This window comes from Streptomyces lacrimifluminis (assembly GCF_014646095.1).
GTDB classification, from domain to species: Bacteria; Actinomycetota; Actinomycetes; order Streptomycetales; family Streptomycetaceae; genus Streptomyces; species Streptomyces lacrimifluminis.
Window position 1 is genome coordinate 34,514 of record NZ_BMMU01000031.1, and the last position, 19,247, is coordinate 53,760.

17 protein-coding genes and 1 pseudogene are annotated in these 19,247 nt (G+C 69.5%); 5 read left to right on the plus strand and 13 right to left on the minus strand.

All coding sequences use genetic code 11. From position 1 onward, the window contains the following. A complete protein-coding gene (locus IEY89_RS32905) occupies positions 1–1,899 on the minus strand; it encodes an AMP-dependent synthetase/ligase (RefSeq protein WP_229695540.1) in 1,899 nt (632 codons plus the stop codon). Positions 1,900–2,357: 458 nt separating this feature from the next. Here IEY89_RS32905 and IEY89_RS32910 point away from each other — a divergent pair, with 458 nt between their 5' ends. After that, on the plus strand, positions 2,358–3,233 hold the full coding sequence (locus tag IEY89_RS32910) for a MaoC family dehydratase (protein WP_189151186.1): 876 nt from the start codon (positions 2,358–2,360) through the stop codon (positions 3,231–3,233). An 85-nt stretch (positions 3,234–3,318) separates the two neighbouring features. On the opposite strand, the gene IEY89_RS32915 is transcribed toward IEY89_RS32910, so the two are convergent. From IEY89_RS32915 to IEY89_RS32950, 8 genes are all read right to left on the minus strand, one after another. Further along, positions 3,319–3,990, minus strand: coding sequence for a TetR/AcrR family transcriptional regulator (locus tag IEY89_RS32915; protein ID WP_189151187.1), 672 nt, complete (start codon positions 3,988–3,990; stop codon positions 3,319–3,321). A gap of 27 nt (positions 3,991–4,017) precedes the next feature. Further along, positions 4,018–4,326 carry a DUF4229 domain-containing protein gene (locus tag IEY89_RS32920; RefSeq protein WP_189151188.1) on the minus strand — a complete coding sequence of 103 codons (309 nt, stop codon included), beginning with the start codon at positions 4,324–4,326 and terminating at the stop codon, positions 4,018–4,020. Between the two features lie 85 nt (positions 4,327–4,411). Next, entirely contained in the window at positions 4,412–4,936 is a 525-nt protein-coding gene (locus tag IEY89_RS32925; RefSeq protein WP_189151189.1) for a GNAT family N-acetyltransferase, read from the minus strand. A gap of 58 nt (positions 4,937–4,994) precedes the next feature. Beyond that, on the minus strand, positions 4,995–6,158 hold the full coding sequence (gene mqnE / locus IEY89_RS32930; RefSeq protein ID WP_189151224.1) for an aminofutalosine synthase MqnE: 1,164 nt from the start codon (positions 6,156–6,158) through the stop codon (positions 4,995–4,997). Between the two features lie 81 nt (positions 6,159–6,239). After that, positions 6,240–6,695: an Lrp/AsnC family transcriptional regulator gene (locus tag IEY89_RS32935; RefSeq protein ID WP_189151190.1), complete on the minus strand. Its 456-nt coding sequence runs from the start codon at positions 6,693–6,695 to the stop codon at positions 6,240–6,242. 159 nt (positions 6,696–6,854) lie between these two features. Continuing rightward, positions 6,855–7,553, minus strand: coding sequence for a UbiX family flavin prenyltransferase (locus tag IEY89_RS32940; RefSeq protein WP_189151191.1), 699 nt, complete (start codon positions 7,551–7,553; stop codon positions 6,855–6,857). Positions 7,554–7,588: 35 nt separating this feature from the next. After that, positions 7,589–8,503: a menaquinone biosynthesis prenyltransferase MqnP gene (gene mqnP / locus IEY89_RS32945; RefSeq protein WP_189151192.1), complete on the minus strand. Its 915-nt coding sequence runs from the start codon at positions 8,501–8,503 to the stop codon at positions 7,589–7,591. Further along, complete coding sequence (locus IEY89_RS32950) at positions 8,500–9,957, minus strand: menaquinone biosynthesis decarboxylase (RefSeq protein WP_189151193.1); 1,458 nt, start codon at positions 9,955–9,957, stop codon at positions 8,500–8,502. The genes mqnP and IEY89_RS32950 overlap by 4 nt, the downstream gene beginning before the upstream one ends. A 97-nt stretch (positions 9,958–10,054) precedes the next feature. Here IEY89_RS32950 and IEY89_RS32955 point away from each other — a divergent pair, with 97 nt between their 5' ends. Continuing rightward, a complete protein-coding gene (locus IEY89_RS32955; protein WP_189151194.1) occupies positions 10,055–10,450 on the plus strand; it encodes a PLD nuclease N-terminal domain-containing protein in 396 nt (131 codons plus the stop codon). 264 nt (positions 10,451–10,714) lie between these two features. Here IEY89_RS32955 and IEY89_RS32960 read toward each other — a convergent pair whose 3' ends face one another. Beyond that, positions 10,715–12,505: an acyl-CoA dehydrogenase family protein gene (locus IEY89_RS32960; protein ID WP_229695536.1), complete on the minus strand. Its 1,791-nt coding sequence runs from the start codon at positions 12,503–12,505 to the stop codon at positions 10,715–10,717. Between the two features lie 278 nt (positions 12,506–12,783). Here IEY89_RS32960 and IEY89_RS32965 point away from each other — a divergent pair, with 278 nt between their 5' ends. The 3 genes and pseudogenes from IEY89_RS32965 to IEY89_RS32975 all read left to right on the plus strand — a co-directional run. Next, positions 12,784–13,410 carry an RNA polymerase sigma factor gene (locus tag IEY89_RS32965; RefSeq protein WP_189151195.1) on the plus strand — a complete coding sequence of 209 codons (627 nt, stop codon included), beginning with the start codon at positions 12,784–12,786 and terminating at the stop codon, positions 13,408–13,410. After that, a complete protein-coding gene (locus IEY89_RS32970; RefSeq protein WP_189151196.1) occupies positions 13,407–13,991 on the plus strand; it encodes a hypothetical protein in 585 nt (194 codons plus the stop codon). Before IEY89_RS32965 ends, IEY89_RS32970 begins: the two co-directional genes overlap by 4 nt. Before the next feature lie 38 nt (positions 13,992–14,029). Next, positions 14,030–15,193: pseudogene (locus tag IEY89_RS32975) on the plus strand (acyltransferase family protein); the annotation flags it as partial. Positions 15,194–15,567: 374 nt separating this feature from the next. On the opposite strand, the gene IEY89_RS32980 reads toward IEY89_RS32975, so the two are convergent. The 3 genes from IEY89_RS32980 to uvrA form a co-directional block, all read right to left on the minus strand. Beyond that, entirely contained in the window at positions 15,568–15,912 is a 345-nt protein-coding gene (locus tag IEY89_RS32980) for an SCO0607 family lipoprotein (RefSeq protein ID WP_373287321.1), read from the minus strand. 268 nt (positions 15,913–16,180) lie between these two features. Then, positions 16,181–16,546 carry a hypothetical protein gene (locus tag IEY89_RS32985; RefSeq protein WP_189151197.1) on the minus strand — a complete coding sequence of 122 codons (366 nt, stop codon included), beginning with the start codon at positions 16,544–16,546 and terminating at the stop codon, positions 16,181–16,183. Then, positions 16,546–19,128 carry an excinuclease ABC subunit UvrA gene (gene uvrA, locus IEY89_RS32990; RefSeq protein WP_229695542.1) on the minus strand — a complete coding sequence of 861 codons (2,583 nt, stop codon included), beginning with the start codon at positions 19,126–19,128 and terminating at the stop codon, positions 16,546–16,548. The genes IEY89_RS32985 and uvrA overlap by 1 nt, the downstream gene beginning before the upstream one ends. Positions 19,129–19,247: the final 119 nt, after the last annotated feature.

Here is a 19,247-nt window from a genome sequence, read left to right on the forward strand (position 1 = left end):
CTACGTCTCGTAGAGCCCTTCCACCTCCGCCGCGAAGTCCCGCATGATCTCGAACCGTCGCAGCTTCATCGACGGCGTCAGATGACCGGCCTCCTCCGTGAAGTCGACGGGGAGGATGGCGAAGCGGCGGATCGACTCCGGGCGGGAGACGAGCTTGTTGGCCTCCTCCACCGCCCGTTGGATGACCGCTCTCAAGTCGGCGTCGTCCAGGAGGAGTTCGACCGGCACCGGGTGCTTGTCCTGCATCTGGCGCCAATGGGTGAGGCCCGGGGGGTCGAGGGTGATCAGGGCCGAGATGTAGGGGCGGCCGTCGCCCACGATCATCGCCTGCGAGATCAGGGGGTGGGCCCGCAGCCAGTTCTCCATGGGTGCCGGGGCCACGCTCTTGCCGCCGGCCGTGATCAGGATCTCCTTCTTGCGGCCGGTGATCGTCAGATAGCCCTCTTCGTCGAGGGAGCCGATGTCACCGGTCGCCAGCCAGCCCTCCGGCGCCGCCGGGACGACACCGCCCGCGCCCGGGTCCCAGTAGCCGCGCAGGATCTGCTCGCCCGCCAGCAGCACCTCGCCGTCGGCGGCGATCCTCACCCGGGTGCCGGGGAGTGGCCAACCCACCGTGCCCACCCGGGGTTTGAGCGGAGGCGTGACCGTGGCCGCGCCCGTGGACTCGGTCAGGCCGTACCCCTCGTAGATCTCGATGCCCGCGCCGGCGAAGAACCCGGCCAGGGGACGGCCGAGCGGGGAGCCGCCGCAGATCATGTAACGGACCCTGCCGCCCATGGCGTTGCGGATACGGCGGTAGACCAGGGGGTCGTAGAAGGCGCGCGCGGTGCGCAGCGCCCGGCTGGGGCCGCTGCCGACGCCGTGCCGCTGCTCCTCCACGGCCTCGCTGTAGCGGCGGGCCACGCCCACCGCCCGGTCGAAGGACGAGACCCGCTTGGCCGTCTCGGCCTTCGCTCGGGCCGTGTTGAAGACCTTTTCCAGCATGTAGGGGATGGCGAGCAGACAGGTGGGCTTGAAGGCCGCCAAGTCCCCCAGCAGGTCTTCCGACTTGAGGCTCGGCGCGTGGCCGAGCCGCACGCCCGCGCGGATGCACGCGATGGCCACCATCCGGCCGAAGACGTGCGACATCGGCAGGAACAGCAGCACCGACGCCTCCTCCTTCGTCCGTTCCCGGAAGACGGGGTAGAGAAGTTCGATGGCGTTGTCGACCTCGGCGAAGAAGTTGCCGTGCGTGAGCGCGCAGCCCTTCGGTCGGCCGGTGGTGCCCGAGGTGTAGATGAGCGTGGCGAGGGTGTCGGGGCCCAACACCCCACGGCGTACGGCGACTTCCTGGTCCGGCACGTCCTTGCCGAGTTCCGCGAGCCGCTCGACGTGCCCCTTCTCGAAGACCCACATGTGCTTGAGGTCGGGGATGCGGTCGCGTTCCGGGCCGAGGGCTGCGGCCTGCGCGAGGGTCTCCGCGGCGAGGGCCACGGCGCCGGAGTCCTGGAGGATCCAGCGGGTCTGGAAGGCGGAGGACGTGGGGTAGATGGGTACGGTCACCAGGCCCGCCGCCCACGCGGCGAAGTCCATGAGCGTCCACTCGTATGCCGTCCGCGCCATGATGGCCAGCCGGTCGCCCGGCACCAGGCCCTCGGCTATCAGCCCTTTGGCCACCGCGAGGACCTGCTCGGCGAAGTCGGCCGCCGTGACGTCCTCCCAGATCCCGTCGGGAGTACGGCGGCTGAGGGCCGTCGCCTCGGGGTCCTCGTTCGCGTTGTCGAAGGGGATGTCCGCGAGGGATCCGTATGTCACGGGCGCGACGAACGCCGGTACGGACACCTCCCGCACGGCCCCGTCCAGTCGCCGGATCTCGGGCTCGACCAGGAGCGGCTCGCCGTCGTAGCCGACGGCGGTCACGATCCGCTGGGAGGCCGGGGAGGACGGAGAGGACGGGAACGACGACGACACGAGCGGCTCCTGTGGCGTGCAGCGGCCTTCCGGTGGGCGTGCACCTCCGGTGGGTTCACCACAGATGTACGGATTCGGCGCCGCCGCTGTTCAGAAACCGGATCGTACGGCTCGCACGTGTGGGGGTCGTGCGGGTTCGGGGGTGGTGGAGCGGCGGGGGTGTGCAAGCTCAGCCGTCACACAGGTTACCGATGGGTCACCTTGCCCTGTCCTGAGTATTTTTCACGCCAGTACCGGCCATGGGCGCCTCCCTGCCCCTTCTTCACACATCCCACACCGGACGAGTCGTGTCCGTCAGGGGCGACTTGCGGCTTACCTCCGGTAACCTTACTTCAGAGTAAGTAAGCCGTCGAGCCGTTCGAACCCACCCGTAGAGACTCGTATCGAGCCGGGAGTCGCGTCGCCGTATGCCTGCTCACCCCCTCGACCGGACACCTTCCCTCGCTCCCCTGCTCACCCGGGGCGCCCTCCTCTCCCCCTTCAAGAAAGCCGCCCTCAACAGGCCCCGCCCGGACGCCGGCCTCCCTAGCGCCCGCCTCGTCCTGCCCGACGTACGCATCGATCTCGCCCGCCTCGCCGCCTACGAGCGGGTCTGCGGCTTCCCCGTCGGCGACGACAGCCTCCCCCTCACCTATCCGCACGTCCTCGGCTTCCCCCTTGCCATGCTCCTGATGACCGACCGCAGCTTCCCGCTTCCGCTGCTCGGGCTGGTCCACACCTCGGTGGAGATCGTCCGCCGGCGCGCGCTCCCCGCCACCGGTTCCTACGAACTGTCCGTGTACGTCGACGAGTTGACGCCCCACCGGCGCGGTACCGAAGCCTCGGTGCGGACGGAGGTGCGGGAGGGCGGGGAACTGGTGTGGGAGTCGCGGAGCACCTATCTGGCCCGGCACCGGCGTGGGCAGCCCGCCACCGCTGCGCGGCCCGCCGACGGGGAACGCGAGGCGCTGCCCCTGGTCGCCGAGTGGCGGCTCGGTGAGGACGTCGGCCGGCGGTACGCCGCCGCCTCCGGCGACCGCAATCCCATCCACCTGCACGCTCTCACCGCCCGCCTCTTCGGCTTCCGGCGCGCGATCGCCCACGGCATGTGGACCGCCGCCCGCTGCCTCGCCGCCCACGGCACCCCCGAATCGGCCCTGGTCCGGACCGACTTCAGGGCGCCCGTGCTGCTGCCGGGCACGGTGGAGTACGGGGCGGACGGCTTCGGGAGCTTCGAACTGCGGGGCGGGGGACGCGTACATCTGCGGGGCGAGGTACGAAGGGCTCCGCCGGTAGCGCGGTGAAGGGCTGCCGGTTGTCGATTCGCTGCGGCGCCGTCGTGGCTGGTCGCGCAGTTCCCCGCGCCCCTGAGAGGGGCCGGCGGCCCTCTCAGGTTTCCTTGTCGGCGGCGCCCGGGGGCTCCGCCGGGGGTGACCAGGGGTTTCCCTCCATCAGGTTGTCCAGGCCCGCCCAGGCGAAGTTCATCAGGGTCGTCGCCGCCTGTCTCGCGGTGACGCCCGGGGTGGCGTTGGCCCAGGCTGCGAGGGACTCGGCGGCGCCGACGAGGGCCACGGCGAGGCCGGCGACCTCCCGCTCCGGCAGCGAGGGGTTCCGGTGGGCCTCACGGGCGGCGACCACGATCAACTGGGTGACGAACGCGACGAGTTCCTCGCGCATCACGGCGACCTCGGTCGCGAACGGCTCGCCGTGCGTACGGGCCTGGAGGTGCAGCACCGACCAGCCGTCCGGGTTCTGGGCGGTGTGCGTGAAGAACGCGCGCAGGCCGTCCCAGAGCTGGCGGTCGGCGGGCAGAGCCGGTTCGACGCCGGCGCGGACCGCTTCGGTGAGCGTCCTGGCCTCGCGCCGGATGCAGGCGGTGAAGAGGTCTTCCTTCGAGTTCAGGTACAGATAGACCAGCGGCTTGGAGACACCGGCGAGTTCGGCGATCTCGTCCATCGACGCGGCCATGTAGCCGCGCTGGCCGAAGGTCCGTACGGCGGCGTCCAGCATCTGCTGCTCACGGACGGCACGCGGCATCCGTTTGTTCTTCACAGCGCCCATGGGGGCAAGGGTAGTTGGGCTTTCGCGTCAGGAGGGCTGACCCTGGGCCCGGGCGCGGGCCGCCTCGTCGACGGCCTCGTCCTCCTGGCTGCGGTTGGCGTCCAGGTTGGCCTTGACGCGGTCCACCTTCTCGACGATCTGGATCGACGCCCGGTCCCGCTCCTTGCGGAGCGCCACGAAGCTGATCGGGGCGGAGATCACGAGGGAGAGCAGGATGATCCACATGCCGTTGGAGCTGCCCAGGCCACGCGGGGCGATACCGGAGTACACGAGGCCCCATACGGCCAGCAGGCAGGCCACCAGGATGCCGAGGCGCATCAGCGTGTAGCGGAGCATGTCAATCCACTCTTCCGGTTCCAGACGGGGGCACCGTCCAGTGAAGCACGGCGGGGTCCCGATCTTGCAGGTGGGTGCGGGGGGCTCACGTCAGGGGCAGCAGCATGACGATGTCGTCGCGGTCGTCGCCGGGTGCGACCCGTATCGCGCCGGGTATGCGGCCGACCTCCTTGTAGCCGCAGGAGCCGTAGAAACGCTCCAGGCCGTGGCCGCCGCGGCAGGTGAGGCGGATCGCCTCCGTGCCCTCGAAGGTGCGGGCCGCGTCGGCCGCCGCCGCCAGCAGATCGCGGCCGTAGCCCCTCCCCTGATGGCGGGGGTGCACCATCACCGTGTACAGCCACACCCAGTGGGTCATCAGACGGTGGGTGTTGAAGGCGAGGAAGGCGGTGGCGGCGACCCGTCCGCCCTCGTCGTGCGCGACCAGGAGCCGGGTCCGCCCGCCCGCCATCCCCGCGAAGTGCTTCACCAGCTCGGGCCGGATCGTCTCCCGGTCCACGGGTGCGACGAAACCGACGGCACCGCCCGCGTTGGACACGTCCGTCCACAGGTCGAGCAGCCCGTCGCGGAGGTCGGGGGTCACGGCGGGATCGAGGGTGAAGGTAAGCGTCACAGCCGTAGAATACCCATTACCTCACCGACGCCCCGTACCGGCGTTCGAAGTCGTACCCTCACACCCGCATCGGCTGCGGCGAATCCCGGCGTGCCGGGTCCGGGCCGTCGTACTCGCGGATGATCTCGTACCGCGTGTTGCGCTCCACCGGGCGGAAGCCTGCGTCCCGGATCAGGTCGAGCAGGTCCTCGCGGGTGAGCTTGCTGGGGGTGCCGTAGTTGTCGGCGTCGTGGGTGATCTTGTACTCGACGACCGAGCCGTCCATGTCGTCGGCGCCGTGCTGAAGGGCGAGCTGGGCCGTCTGGACGCCGTGCATGACCCAGAAGACCTTGACGTGCGGGACGTTGTCGAAGAGCAGCCGGGAGACCGCGAAGGTCTTCAGGGCCTCGGCGCCGGTCGCCATCTGGGTGCGTGCCTGGAGGCGGTTCCTGACCTTGCCGTCCTTCATGTCCACGAAGTCGTGCTGGTAGCGCAGCGGGATGAAGACCTGGAAGCCGCCGGTCTCGTCCTGGAGTTCGCGCAGGCGCAGGACGTGGTCGACGCGGTGCCGGGGCTCCTCGATGTGGCCGTACAGCATCGTGCTCGGGGTCTTGAGACCCTTCTCGTGCGCGAGGCGGTGGATGCGCGACCAGTCCTCCCAGTGCGTCCGGTGGTCCACGATGTGCTGGCGGACCTCCCAGTCGAAGATCTCGGCGCCGCCGCCGGTCAGCGACTCCAGGCCCGCGTCGATCAGCTCGTCGAGGATCTCGGACGCCGACAGGCCGCTGATCGTCTCGAAGTGGTGGATCTCCGTCGCCGTGAACGCCTTGAGGGAGACGCTCGGGAGGGCCGCCTTCAACTCCCGCAGGGAGCGCGGGTAGTACCGCCACGGGAGGCTCGGGTGCAGTCCGTTGACGATGTGCAGCTCGGTGAGGTTCTCGCCCTCCATCGTCTTGGCGAGCTTGACCGCCTCCTCGATGCGCATCGTGTACGCGTCCTTCTCGCCCGGCTTGCGCTGGAACGAGCAGTAGGCGCAGGAGGCGGTGCACACGTTGGTCATGTTGAGGTGCCGGTTGACGTTGAAGTGCACGACGTCACCGTTCTTACGGGTCCGCACCTCGTGCGCCAGCCCGCCCAGCCAGGCCAGGTCGTCCGACTCGTAGAGCGCGACGCCGTCCTCGCGGGTCAGCCGCTCACCGGCCCTGACCTTCTCCTCCAGCTCGCGCTTGAGCCCGACGTCCATGCTCATCCCTCGCTCATCCCTGTCCCCGGACAGACCTCGTGCAGACCTCGTACAGACCCCGTCAACCGTACGCCCACCCCCCTACTGCTCTTCCGGCAGCTCACCGACCCTGTTCTCCCACTTCGTGGAGAGCACGATGGTCGTACGGGTCCTGGAGACGCCCTGGGTCCCGCTGAGCCGCCGGATGGTCTTCTCCAGCCCGTCGACGTCGCTCGCCCGCACCTTGAGCATGAACGAGTCGTCGCCCGCGATGAACCAGCAGTCCTCGATCTCGCCGAGGTCCCTCAGCCGGCTCGCCACGTCCTCGTGGTCGGCCGCGTCGGAGAGCGAGATGCCGATGAGCGCGATGACGCCGAGCCCGAGCGAGGCGGAGTCGACGGTGGCGCGGTACCCGGTGATGACACCGGCCGCCTCCAGCCGGTTGATGCGGTCGGTGACGCTGGGTCCCGACAGACCGACGAGGCGCCCCAGCTCGGCGTAGGAGGCCCTGCCGTTCTCCCTCAGGGCCTGGATGAGCTGCCTGTCCACGGCGTCCATGCGATCGAGCCTTCCGATGAAGAATCCTGAAAATTACCGAAGGTGCAGATTGCTGCGGGTACTTGGGTACTGAGGTCCTGAAAGTGATGTGCGGTGGTGAAGTGACGAGCGGTGGTGAAGTGATGAGCGGTACTGCCAGTTGCTGATACGTACGCCGGCTCAGTCGTTATCAGTGAGGGACGCACGCGACCCCCCGGCCCCGCCGCCGAGTTCACCCTTCCAACGCCGGTACAGCCCGTGCGGGACACCCGCCGCGTCGAGCACGCGCCCGGCGACGAAGTCCACGAGGTCCTGGATGTGGGTGGCACCGGCGTAGAAGGCGGGCGAGGCCGGTACGACGCTCGCGCCGGCGTCGTCCAGGGTCACCAGGTGACGGAGGGTCTGCCCGTTCAACGGGGACTCCCGTACGGCGACGACGAGTGCGCGCCGTTCCTTGAGGGTGACACTGGCAGCCCGCTGCAGCAGGTCCTTCGACAGCCCGAGCGCGACCCCGGCCACGCAGGCTGTGGAGGCCGGCACGATCAGCATCCCCTTGGTGACGTACGACCCGGAGGACGGCCCGGCCGCCAGGTCCCCGGCACTCCAGTGCCGTACGCCGCTGATGTCCACGTCGAAGGTGTCGGGCTTGCCGTCGGCGCCCCTGCTCAGCCATTCCCGCAGGTCGTCCTGCCAGTGGGCGTCCCGGAAGGAGATCCCGGTCTCGTCGAGCAGCGTGAGCCGGGAGGCCCGGCTGACGACCAGATCGACGGCTTCCCCCGCCGCCAGCAGCGCGCGCAGCACAGCAGCCGCATACGGCGTCCCTGAGGCTCCGGACACCCCCACGATCCAAGGCGTGCGCTGCGTTTCTCCTGCGTTCACACCCTGAGCCTACCGGCGGTCACCCCCAACGGATGTCAGACCGTGAGCCCACGGACGACCAGATCGAGCAGCGCACACCCGAAAAGAGCGATGCCGATGAACCCGTTGACGCTGAAGAACGCCCTGTTGAGTCGCGAGAGATCATGCGGCCGGACAATTCTGTGCTCGTACACGAACGCGCCCGCCACGATCAGCAGTCCCAGCCAGAAGAACGCGCCCGCGTCCGTGACCAGCGCGTACCAGACGAACAGGCCCGTCGTCAGCGCGTGGCAGACCCGCGCGCTCCACACCGCCGCCGGGATGCCGAAGCGGGCGGGCACGGACAGCACGCCGGTCTCGCGGTCCGTCTCGACGTCCTGGCAGGCGTAGATCAGGTCGAAGCCGCCGATCCAGATGCCGACCGCCAGCCCCAGGATCACCGCGTCCCAGGACCACTCCCCCGTGATCGCCAGCCAGCCGCCGACCGGGCCCATGGCCTGGGCGAGGCCCAGGATGGCCTGGGGGAAGTTCGTGAACCGCTTGCCGTACGGGTACACCACCATCGGGATCACCGCGACGGGGGCGAGGGCCAGGCACAGGGGGTTCAGCAGGGCCGCCGAGCCGAGGAAGACGACGAGGGCGATCAGGGCGCCGGTCCAGGCGTGCTTCACGGACATCGCGCCCGTGACCAGTTCACGGTGGGCCGTGCGCGGGTTACGGGCGTCGATCTCGCGGTCGATGATCCGGTTGACCGCCATCGCGAAGGTGCGCAGGCCGACCATGCAGACGGTGACCAGGAGGAGTCGGACCCAGTGGATGTTCCGGTCCGTCTGGAACATCGCCGTCAGCGCCGCGATGTAGGCGAAGGGCAGCGCGAAGATCGAGTGTTCGATCATCACCAGGCGCAGGAATGCCTTCGTACGGCCCGGCTGGGGCAGTGCGGCGGATGCGTCTGCGGATGCGGAACTCACAGCCCGTATTCCTTCCAGCGTCTGTCGACCTTCGCCGCCGTGTCCGGGTCCGACACCACCATCTCCGGCCAGCCGCCGTCCCGCGTGTACCCCTCCTCGGGCCACTTGCGGGTCGCGTCGATGCCCGCCTTGCCGCCCCAGAACTGCTGGTAGGAGGCGTGGTCAAGGTGGTCGACGGGGCCTTCGACAACGGTCAGGTCGCGGGCGTAGTCCGTGTTGCCGAGGGCGCGCCAGGCGACTTCGTGCAGGTCGTGGACGTCGCAGTCCGAGTCGACGACGATGATCAGCTTGGTCAGGGACATCATGTGGGCGCCCCAGACGGCGTGCATCACCTTCTGCGCGTGCTTGGGGTACTTCTTGTCGATCGCCAGGATCGCGCAGTTGTGGAAGCCGCCGGCCTCGGGCAGGTGGTAGTCCACGATGTCCGGGATGATGATCTTCAGCAGCGGCAGGAAGAAGCGCTCCGTGGCCCGGCCCAGCGGGCCGTCCTCCGTAGGCGGCCTGCCGACGACGATCGACTGGAGCAGCGGACGGCGCCGCATCGTCACACAGTCGATGGTGAGCGCCGGGAAGGGCTCCTGCGGGGTGTAGAAGCCCGTGTGGTCGCCGAAGGGCCCTTCCGGAAGCATCTCTCCGGGCTCCAGCCAGCCCTCCAGCACCACCTCCGCCTGCGCCGGCACCTGCAACGGCACCGTCTGGCAGTCGACCATCTCGATCCGCTTGCCCGCGATGAACCCGGCGAACAGGTATTCGTCGATGTCACCGGGGAGGGGCGCCGTGGACGCGTACGTGACGGCGGGCGGGCAGCCGAACGCGATGGCGACCGGCAGCCGCTCGCCCTTGCGCGCCGCCACCTGGTAGTGGTTCCGGCTGTCCTTGTGGATCTGCCAGTGCATACCGATCGTGCGCTTGTCGTGCCGCTGAAGGCGGTAGAGGCCCAGGTTGCGTACGCCGGACTCCGGGTCCTTGGTGTGCGTCAGCCCCAGGTTGAAGAAGGAGCCGCCGTCCTCCGGCCAGGTGAAGAGCGCCGGGAGGCGGTCGAGGTCCACCTCGTCGCCCTTGAGGACGACCTCCTGCACCGGCGCGTTGTCGGACTTCACCTTCTTCGGCGGTACGTGCGTCATCGCGCCGAGCTTGCCGAAGGCCTCCCGCACGCCCACGAACCCCTGCGGCAGCTCGGGCTTCAGCAGCCCGCCGATCCGGTCGCTGATGTCCGCGTACGACTTCAGCCCCAGCGACTTGAGCAGCCGCCGGTCGGTGCCGAACACGTTCATCGCCAGCGGCATCGCCGACCCGCGCACGTTCTCGAAGAGCAGCGCGGGCCCGCCTGCCTTCTGCACGCGGTCGACGATCTCCCCGACCTCCAGATACGGGTCCACCTCGGCCTTGATGCGCTTGAGGTCGCCCTCGCGCTCCAGCGCCCTGAGCAGGGAGCGAAGATCGTCGTAAGCCATGCGTTCCAGTATCCGTTACGCACTACCCTGGACTGGTCAGCGGGGGCCGGACGCGACCGTCGGAGCGCCCGGACAGCGACTCAAGGGGACCGAATACATGCTGCGGGTGCTGTTGATCCTGGTGCCTCTCGCACTGAGCATCTACGCGTTCATCGACTGCGTCACCACGCAGGAGAAGGACGTCCGCTTCATGCCCAAGCCCGTGTGGGCCATCCTGATCCTCCTGTTCCCGCTGGTCGGCTCCATCTCCTGGCTGATCATCGGCCGCAACCGTGCCACCTCCCGGCGCATCGGCGGTGCCTCGGGCGGCCAGTGGGTCGCCCCGGACGACAACCCCGAGTTCCTGAAGTCCCTCAAGGACGAGAAGAAGGACGAGAAGACCGAGGACGCGGTCGAGGACGACGACGCCCACCTGCGGGACTGGGAAGCCGACCTGCGTCGCCGCGAGGAGGAGCTGAAGCGCCGGGAGAGCGGCGAGGATCCCAAGGAGTAGCCCCTCCGCCCCCGTGACCCCGGCCCCCGGCCCCCGGCCCCCGAGAAGGGCGACGACTGCGATCGGGCGGTTCTCCTTCGGACCGGGCGTGCGTCCCCACACGCCCGGCGCACATCGGATACATCGGATACATCGGTTCGCATTACGTCGGTTCAGTACGCGTCGTTCGCATACATCGGTTGAGCTCGGACACACAGATGAGCGTCATGTGCACGTCATTTTTAGGCCAAGAATCGTCCCGCCACAGCCCGGCGGAAAGACGGGTCAGGCGCCGCTCAGCATCGGCAGCGACGACAGGTGTTCCTCCGGGACCTCGAAGGCCCGCGTCAGGGTGTCGAGGTGCGGGGCCAGCCGGGTCCTGAGGGTGTGCAGGACCTGCGGGAGGTCGCGTACCTGGTCGGCGGTGAGCGCCTGTTCGGCGAGCAGCAGGCCGCTGCGGGCGCTGACCTGACGGAGGAGGAACAGCGCGCTCAGGTCCTCCAGGACCGTGCGCGCGATCGGGTCGGACACACGGGCGCAGGCGGCGAGTAAGGCGTCGGCGGCCTTGCCCACCGTGTACACCTCCACAAGTTCCAGGGCGGCGCCTGACGCGTTGTTCCAGCGGCCAAGGGCGTCGCCACCCTGACCGGCGCGCAGGTCGCGGCGGGCGGCGAGGTGCCAGTAGCGCTCGGCGGTGGTGAGGGCGCGGCGCAGCAGACCCGGGTCGGTCAACTGCTCGGCGCCGGTGGGCCGGACGGGCTCCTCGGCCAGGTCGTGCCCGAAGATCATCTCGGCGCCGGCCTTGCAGCAGATCGCCAGGTTGTCACCCTCGGCGGTGATGCCGCCGTCGATGTTGGCGGCCATGTCGGCGAGCCCGTTCACGGGAAACAGCCCCCGGGCACCGCACCGCTCCCGGCTCTCGGTCGCGATGTCGCGGGCCTGCCAGGTGATCCAGGCCTTGGTGACGGCGACCGTCCGCTCGGCGTCCTCCCGCTCCTCGGGCGTGTGGGTGACCCAGCGTTCGGTGGCCACCCGGTGCAGGAAGGTCATGGCGTAGGCGGTGGCGGTGTGGTCGAGGAGGCGGCTGTGGTGGCTGCGGTGCGCGGCGAGCGGGACGCGCTGCCCGGCCACCGGCCCGGATATGTGCCGGGTGTACGCGTACCGGACGGCGATGGCGAGCGCCGCACGGGCCACTCCGAGGCCGGCGGCGCTCATGCACAGCTTCCCGACGGTGACCCGGCCGATGGCGTGCAGGAACCGCTTGCGCGGACTGCCGACGGCACTGACGAGGGTTCCGTCGGGCAGGAGTTGCCCGTGGGCGCCCTGGAGGAGGGCGGTGCGGGGCAGCCGTACGGTGTCGAAGTTCGTGACGCAGTGGTCCACCGGACTGCCGGTGCGCTCCGGCAGCAGGGTGACGGTGACGCCGGGCAGGGTGCCGTACTCGTCGCTCAGCGGGGTGAGGAAGAGGAAGGCGCCCAGGTCCTTGTCGTCGACGACGAGGCGCGCGGCGACCACGGCGGTCTTGGGCCCGCCCGCGGAACTGGTGTTGGGCATGTACTTCTGCGCCCCCGGATGCGGGGTGTGCAGGACGAACTCGTCGCTCTCACGGTCGTAGCGGGCGACTGTCTCCAGCGCCGCCGCGTCGTTCCCGTGCGCGCGCTCGGTGCACAGGAAGGTCCCCATCCGGGCCATGGTGGTGAAGTCCGTCAACTCGCGCGGCGGGGACACCCGGTCGTCGACGACGCTGCCGAGGAAGAGGTTGTAGTGGATGCCGGCCACCGTGATCGTCGCCACGTCCATGGGGGCGGCCCACTCGTGCAGCGCCGCGATTCCGCGGGGGTCGTCGGCGAACCGTTCGGGCGACGGAACCTCGTTGTTGAGGGCGCGCAGCCGCTCGTACGCGAGCTGCCGCCGTTGCCGGGTGCTCAGTTCGGGTCGATACCGGAACAGTGCGCTCGCGACCGCTCTCTGCCATCGGTCGTGGAGGTCTTTTCCCTCCGGTCCGTCCTGGAAGAGGAGGCTGGCGACGGCAGCTTGATCAAGGACTGGATGGGGCGTGCGCGTCTCGGTTTTCATGGTGATCGGGATGCCCATTGTCATGGGGGGATCAACCAATAGTGACCAGGAGCACTTAAGAAATCGACCAATATGCGTCATTAATAGACAGGAATCGGCCGAAGTGCGACAGCGGCGATTCAGGCGACTTCGAACACCTAATCGACCCTAACGCGACGCCCGGAGCCGGTTAACCGGAATCCGGATCGGGCCGTCTTCCTCGTAACGCTTTTCGTGTCCCGGCCCAAGAACGGGTGAAGGGCGAGTGACGCTACGAACAGGACGCGAAGGAGACTTCAGTGGACGGTGCGGAGCCGGAGAGGTTACGGGGTGGCCCCGCCGAGGCCGTGCGGGACCCGGCGCTCTTCGAGGCGTTCTACCGGCGTCATGTCGACGCGGTGATGCGCTTCGTGGCCCGGCGGGTCGACGACCCCCACACGGCGGCCGACCTGACGGCTGAGATCTTCCTCGCGGTTCTCGACTCGGCCCACACCTACCGGCCGCGCCTGGGCAGCGAGACGGCCTGGCTGTACGGCATCGCGCGCAACGTCGTGTCGTCGGAGCGCCGCCGGGTCGCCCGGGAGGCCGAGCGGGACCGTCGCTTCTCCGGGCGCCGGTTGCTGGAGGCCGACGACATCGTCCGCATCGAGGACAGACTCGACGCGGAGAGTCCGGGGCGGCGCGCCCTGGCCGCTCTCGAACGGCTCCCCGAGGGCGAACGGGCCGTCCTGGAGCTGATCGTGGTCGACCAGCTCACGATCCCGGAGGCGGCAGCCGCGCTGGGTATCCGCCAGGTCACGGCCCGGGTCCGACTCCACCGGGCGCGAAAGGCACTGCGCGGCGAGGCGAACTCCGAGGCGGCTCCCAAGGGCGCGGAGCCGACGCCGGACACATCACTTCTGTACGTCAGTAGGGGCGAGGCATGAGCACGAGGACGACAAGGTTCGAGGACCGGCTCCTGGCTGAGCTGAAGCGGGAGATAGAGCTGCGCGAAGGCCTGTCGACAGAGGTCGACACGGGCGGGCGCGGGACGAACACCCCCGTAGGGCGCCTGGTCACCCCGCGCCGGATCGCCCTCGTCGCGGCGACCTGCGCGGTGGCCGGGCTCGCCATGGTGCTCGTACCGGGTACGTCGGCCGACTCGGTGGCGTACGCGGTGGAGAGCCACGGTGACGGCAGTGTCACGCTCACCATCAAGGACCAGAAGATCGGTATCGAGGCACAGAACGAACTCGCGGAGAAACTGCGCCCGAAGGACATCCAGGTGATGGTGAACGTGCTCGCCCCCGGCTATGTCTGCGACTACGACGTCGTGGTCTGGGCGACCGGCAAGCAGGGCAAACGTGAACCCATCGTCGCCCTTCAGTGGAACCGGGAGATCACCCTGGGCCCCGGCAACGTGCTGGTGTTCGAGAACCTCAGCGGCCACACCGAGCCGCACAGAGTCAACGCCTACACGGGCAAGAGGGAAATCAAGCCCTGCGTCCCCGTGAAGTCCGCCCCGTGACCGGCCCCCCGGACGCCTCGGCGGAACGTACAGGCCGACTGGGCTGGCTGGACGCCCTGCGCGGGATCGCCGCGCTCGTCGTCGTGTTCGACCACTCGGCGTACTCCTTCCTCCCCGAGTTCCGGCGGGAGTTGATGCCGGAGTTCAACACCAGCCGGTTCGGCATCATGGTGTTCTTCCTGGTGAGCGGGTACATCATCCCGGCGTCACTGGAACGCCGGGGCTGTGTACGGACGTTCTGGATCGGGCGGGTCTTCCGCATCTACCCCCTGTGCGTGGCCACCGTCGCCGCGCTTCTCGCCCTCAGCCTGCTGGGCGTCGCCGAGTTGCGCACCGACCTCGGCACCGTCACCTCTGCCATCGCCCATCTCACCCTGTTCCAGGAGCTGTTGGGCACCCCCAGCATCCTTCTCGTCCTGTGGACGCTCTCCTACGAGATGGCGTTCTATCTCCTGGTCGTCGCCCTGTTCACGGTTCGCCGGCACGAGCGGCCGGCGCCGGTCGCCGCCACCCTGGCCGTGCTCGCCGCCGCGAGTGTGGCGGCGGGGGTCGCTGTCCCGGCCTCCGCGCTCTCCGGCGCGGTCGGCACCGGCCGGCTGGTCGCGGTCGCCGCGGTCGCGCTGGTGATCGCCGTCTGCTGTTCGAGCGCCGGATCGCCCCGACTCCGGGTGTTCGGGGGTGTGGTGGCCGGTTCGCTGGCGCTCGTGCTGGTTCTCTTCAACGGCACGGTTCCGGTGTGGGAAGGCCTGGTGATCCTCGCCGTGATGTTCCTCGGCACGGTCGTCCATCGCGCCGAGCACGGTCGGACCAGTTGGCAGTACGCCGCCGGCACAGCCGTCGTGGTCGTCGCCTGCGCCGTGGGGAGCGCCTACGGGTTCGGTGACGGGGACCACTTCACGCGGCGCGCCTGGATCACGGCGTTCCTGCTGGCCGTCCTCACCTTCGGCGCCGGACTGGCGCTGCGCGACCGCCGCGTACCGCGTGCGCTCATCGCCCTGGGGACGATCAGCTACTCGGTCTATCTGCTGCACCCGGTACTGCTGACGGTCACCGACAGCACGATCGGCCGGTGGCGGCAGGACAGCCCCGTACTCGAAGTGGCCTTCTTCGCCGTGCTGTTGCCGCTGTGCGCGCTGACCTATCTCTGCATCGAGGCGCCGGGGCAGGCGTGGGGGCGGCGGCTGGCGCGGCGGTGGCGGCCGAACAGACCTGGTGGGAGCGGGTCAGGCCCGGCCGGGCCAGGTGCCGATGCCGGCACCGACCGAATACGTTGGCGCGCGGCGGCGATGACGACGACGCGTCACCACCCAGGAGGCGTCGCCGCTCGCGAGTGGCTGTCAACTCCCGTGAGGCTGACAGTAGTTCCACCGCGGGAAGTGCTGGTGCCACTCGGCCCGAGTGATCGTCGGAGAGGCGGTTTCGCAGATCCGTTGGCGCGACGGGCACCCCCGATGTCCCGTGCCCGGAGCTCCGAAAGCGCCCTGTGGGTGCTGCCTGATCGACGCTGCTGACGGGCGGCCTGCCCGGCCTCGGCTCGTCGGTCAGTGGGCGCTACCAGGAGGGTGGGTTGTCCGGATCAGCCCGCGTCGGGGACGGTGATTATCTTGCCGTCCTTGTCGAACGTGTGGGTCTCCCAGTACACGTCCCACTTGTCGCCGACCTCCTGCGGCACCTTGCCCTTCGGATAGCGCACCGATCCTGCCGGCGGCTCTTCCTTGTCCGACACACAGGAGCTGCCTGTGCTGCCTACGGACAGGACGGGGTACTCGTCGCTGCCGCAGACGTTCTCCACGTACTCGAAGCCGGAACATCCGGTGAGGGCCACGACCGCTGCCGCGCTCACGAGAGCAGCAGCGGCGATACGGACCCTTCCGGGCCGAATGGCAGTGGCGGCTCGGCCGGTTCTGCGGGGCAGGTGCATGGTCGTCTCCAGTCGTCTTGGTCCGTCTGCCGCTACTCTCGCCTCCAGGGAGCGCCCCTTCCATGAGTACGCGTACTCAGCACCGCACTCGCGGATACTCAACCGCTTTGATTCCAGGGGGATTTGAAGGGGTCGGGCTCGCATCGGCCAACCTGAACCGCACGTCACGAGGCTGGCGTGGGCGAGGTTGGGGTGGTCCTACTGGTGACGCCGTCACCAAGCACACCCAGGAGACCCGCCACACGCGCTACCGCCGTTGCTTCGCGGACTACTCCGTACTGGAGCCGCAGGCGGCCTTCTGACCTGCGCGGCGCGGAAGGAGATCCTTCGCGCAACGCCCCACCGATCCCACCACGCATACGCCGGTCAGCAGTGCCAGTACGACGACGGCCGGGTTGACCCACACCGGCACGAGGTCGTGGTCGGCGTCGCACTTGTTGCGCAGCGGGAACCACTGACCCGGCTCCCGCCAGTGCTCGGCGCGGTACTGATCGTCCATGGGCCGGCCGACGGAGGCGCATGTCTCGTCGATCTCGTGGCCGCCGGAGAACATGCCCACGAAGTAGGTGATCCCCAGCAGGAACGAGGAGGCGACAGCCACGGCCAGCCATGCCAAGGGGCTCAACCGGCGCATCAACCACTCCCCCGGCTCATCGTCCGTACGCCCTCCCGCAGAAACCCGCCCGTCCGAGAACCGGTCGTCCCCTCGGCCACCGCGTCCGCGACCTGCTCCGGTGTCCCCTCCGCCACCACGAGTCCTCCCCCGGCGCCGCCCTCCGGGCCGAGGTCGATGATCCAGTCGGAGGCGCGCATGACGTCGAGGTTGTGCTCGATGGTCACCACCGAGTGCCCTGCGTCGACGAGGCGTTGGAGTACGTCGAGCAGGCGCGCGGTGTCGGCGGCGTGCAGGCCTGTGGTCGGCTCGTCGAGGAGGTAGAGCGTGCGGCCGGTCGTGCGGCGGCCCAACTCCTTGGCCAGTTTGAGTCGTTGGGCCTCGCCGCCGGAGATGGTGGTGGCGGGCTGGCCCAGGGGGAGGTAGCCGAGGCCCACGTCCGAGAGCCGTTGCAGGCGGGTGGCGATCTGCCGTACGCCCCGGAAGACGGTGAGTGCCTCGTCCACCGTGGCGGCCAGCACCTCGGCGATGTCGTACCCGTCGTAGCGCACCGCGAGCACCTCGCTCCGGAACCGGCGGCCCCGGCAGCCCGGGCACCGCACCTCCACCGCGGGCAGGAAGTGCATGTGCACGGCGAGCACACCGGCGCCCTCGCACCGTTCGCAGCGTCCGCCGGGCACGTTGAAGGAGAAGGCGGCCGGAGTCAGCCCCCTCGACCTGGCCGCCTCCTGCGCGGCGAAGAGTTCCCTGACCGGGGTGAAGACGTCCGCGTACGTCGCCGCGTTCGAGCGCGGGAGGCGGCTGATCGGCTCCTGGTCGATCGTCACGACCCTGTCGAGGTGCTCCCACCCGTCGATACCGTCATGCTCTCCCGGCGCCACAGTAGACATCGACAACACCCTTGGCGGGTCAAGACGTTGGTGCGCCACCCTGCCCAGCACATCCAGTATCAGCGTCGACTTGCCGGAGCCGGACGGCCCGGTGACCGTCACCAGCCGCCCGAGCGGAATCCGTACGGTGACGTCCCCGAGGTTGTGGGCACGGGCTCCGCGAACCACCAACTCCGCGCTGGACAAGGGCCGTTGCTTGCGTACGGGGTGCTGGAGCCGACCCGACAGATACGCCCCGGTGACGGACCCCTCCGTCGCCGCCACCTCCTCCGGAGTTCCCTCGGCCACGACCCGGCCGCCGTCCCGGCCCGCGCCCGGACCGATGTCGACGACATGGTCGGCGGCCCACAGCACGTCCAGGTCGTGCTCGATGACGAGGACCGTGTTGCCCAGGTCCCGCAGGCGGCGCAGTACGTCGATGAGGCGGGCCGTGTCCGCGGGGTGCAGTCCGATGGTCGGCTCGTCGAGGACGTACAGCATGCCGGTGAGGCCGGAGCCGAGCAGCGCGGCCAGGCGCAGCCGCTGGGACTCGCCCGCGGAGAGGCTGGTGCTCGACTGGTCGAGGGTCAGATAGCCGACCCCGGTGTCGACGAGCCGGCGTACCCGCTCCTCCAGGTCGGCGACGACGGGTTCGGCGAACCGCCACTCGTCCCCGGTGGAGAACGCCTTCAACTCCGCTACCCAGTCGGCGAGTTCGTCCAGGGGCAGGCGGGACGCGTCCGTGATGCCGAGCCCGTGCACGGTGACGGCCCGACTCTCGGCGCGCAACCGTGTCCCCGCGCACGCCCCGCAGGTCTCCTTCACCATCGAGCGCTCGGCCTTCTGCCGGTAGGCGGTGTCGTCGACGCGGTCGGCGTAGCGCCGCATGAACGCGGTGACGACGCCCTCGAAACGCCCCGCCGAGACGGTGGCCGGGGGCTCGATGCCGGGGACGGGGAGGTGGCTGCGGAACTCGGGCGACTCGACCCCGTACAGCAGCAAGTCCCTTGAAGACACGGCCAGTTCGGCCACGGGAGCGTCGGTGTCGAAGGTGAGGTCGTAGTGGCGGGCCGCGGCTCGCAGCAGGGGCAGGTTCCGCTCGACGAGCTGCCTGGGCCAGCCGCGCACCGCACCGGCGGCGACACTCGACTCCTCGTCGACCAGGGTCCGTACGTCCACCCGGATCACCTCGCCGAGTCCGGTGCAGGACGGGCAGGCCCCGGCGGGCTTGTTGAAGGAGAAGGAACCCATGACGAGTGCGGGCACGGGGGCGGAGCAGTGCGGGCAGGCGGCGCCCTCCCCCTCGGCTCCCGCCTCCACTCCCCCCTCGTCCGCCTCCTCGTCGCCCTCCGGGGCGTGGGCGTACGAAGGAGGGATCTCCGCACCGCAGTTGGGGCAGGGGCGTACGCCGATCCGGGACCAGAGCAGCCGCAGATAGGTGAAGACCTCGGTCGCGGTGCCGACCGTCGAACGCGGGCCGCGTCCCGCCGGACGCTGGTCGACGCTGACGGACGGGGACAGACCGGTGATCGAGTCGACGGAGGGCCGGCTGACACCGGCGGTCGCCACGCCCCACGCCTCCATGTACTGCCGGTGACTCTCCCGGTGGAGGGTGTCGAGGACGAGCGTGGACTTGCCGGAGCCGGAGAGACCGGTCACGACGACCAGTTTCTGCTTCGGGATCGTGAGCGAGACGTTCTTGAGGTTGTGCAGACGGGCGCCTTCGATGTGCATCACGGGAGTTCGGTGGTCAGCCGTACCTTCAACCAGGCCTTCATCCATGCCTTCAAGTTTTTCATTGAAGCTCCTGTTGAGGCTTTGAGCGGGAGACTCCCGGGAAACCCGTGCCCGTA